The organism is Lysinibacillus sp. KU-BSD001 (assembly GCF_042920265.1).
Classification (GTDB): domain Bacteria; phylum Bacillota; class Bacilli; order Bacillales_A; family Planococcaceae; genus Lysinibacillus_B.
Genome location: NZ_JBDQZI010000032.1, coordinates 1 through 1651, shown reverse-complemented (window position 1 = coordinate 1651; position 1651 = coordinate 1). Strand labels below are relative to the sequence as shown.

1 rRNA gene is annotated in these 1651 nt (G+C 53.5%); it reads left to right on the top strand.

The annotated features are described in order from the left end of the window. Window positions 1-1644: ribosomal RNA gene (locus tag AAGS61_RS20780) — 23S ribosomal RNA — on the top strand; the annotation flags it as partial. Window positions 1645-1651 lie beyond the last annotated feature (7 nt).

Below are 1651 nucleotides of genomic sequence, written 5' to 3'. Positions count from 1 at the left end.
TTAGAAGTGAGAATGCCGGTATGAGTAGCGAAAGACAGGTGAGAATCCTGTCCACCGTATGACTAAGGTTTCCTGAGGAAGGCTCGTCCGCTCAGGGTTAGTCGGGACCTAAGCCGAGGCCGACAGGCGTAGGCGATGGATAACAGGTTGATATTCCTGTACTACCTCCCCACCGTTTGAGAAATGGGGGGACGCAGAAGGGTAGGGTAAGCAGAGCGTTGGTTGTCTCTGTTCAAGCAGTAAGGTGTGTACGTAGGCAAATCCGCGTACTAATACATTGAGCTGTGATGACGAGCCCGTATGGGCGAAGTTCCTGATCTCACGCTGCCAAGAAAAGCCTCTATCGAGGTGGGAGGTACCCGTACCGCAAACCGACACAGGTAGTCGAGGAGAGAATCCTAAGGTGTGCGAGAGAACTCTCGTTAAGGAACTCGGCAAAATGACCCCGTAACTTCGGGAGAAGGGGTGCTCTGGTAGGGTGAAAGCCCGAGAGAGCCGCAGTGAATAGGCCCAGGCGACTGTTTAGCAAAAACACAGGTCTCTGCAAAACCGTAAGGTGACGTATAGGGGCTGACGCCTGCCCGGTGCTGGAAGGTTAAGAGGAGTGGTTAGCGCAAGCGAAGCTATGAATTGAAGCCCCAGTAAACGGCGGCCGTAACTATAACGGTCCTAAGGTAGCGAAATTCCTTGTCGGGTAAGTTCCGACCCGCACGAAAGGCGTAACGATCTGGGCACTGTCTCAACGAGAGACTCGGTGAAATTATAGTACCTGTGAAGATGCAGGTTACCCGCGACAGGACGGAAAGACCCCGTGGAGCTTTACTGTAGCTTGATATTGAAATTTGGTGCAACTTGTACAGGATAGGTAGGAGCCAGAGAAACCGGAGCGCTAGCTTCGGTGGAGGCGTCGGTGGGATACTACCCTGGTTGTACTGAATTTCTAACCCATGCCCCTTAGCGGGGTAGGAGACAGTGTCAGGCGGACAGTTTGACTGGGGCGGTCGCCTCCTAAAAGGTAACGGAGGCGCCCAAAGGTTCCCTCAGAATGGTTGGAAATCATTCGTAGAGTGTAAAGGCACAAGGGAGCTTGACTGCGAGACCTACAAGTCGAGCAGGGTCGAAAGACGGGCTTAGTGATCCGGTGGTTCCGCATGGAAGGGCCATCGCTCAACGGATAAAAGCTACCCCGGGGATAACAGGCTTATCTCCCCCAAGAGTCCACATCGACGGGGAGGTTTGGCACCTCGATGTCGGCTCATCGCATCCTGGGGCTGTAGTCGGTCCCAAGGGTTGGGCTGTTCGCCCATTAAAGCGGTACGCGAGCTGGGTTCAGAACGTCGTGAGACAGTTCGGTCCCTATCCGTCGTGGGCGTAGGAAATTTGAGAGGAGCTGTCCTTAGTACGAGAGGACCGGGATGGACATACCGCTGGTGTACCAGTTGTCGTGCCAACGGCATCGCTGGGTAGCTATGTATGGACGGGATAAGTGCTGAAAGCATCTAAGCATGAAGCCCCCCTCAAGATGAGATTTCCCATTACGCAAGTAAGTAAGACCCCTGAAAGACGATCAGGTAGATAGGTTCGAGGTGGAAGTGTGGCGACACATGGAGCTGACGAATACTAATCGGTCGAGGACTTAACCACATTTTGT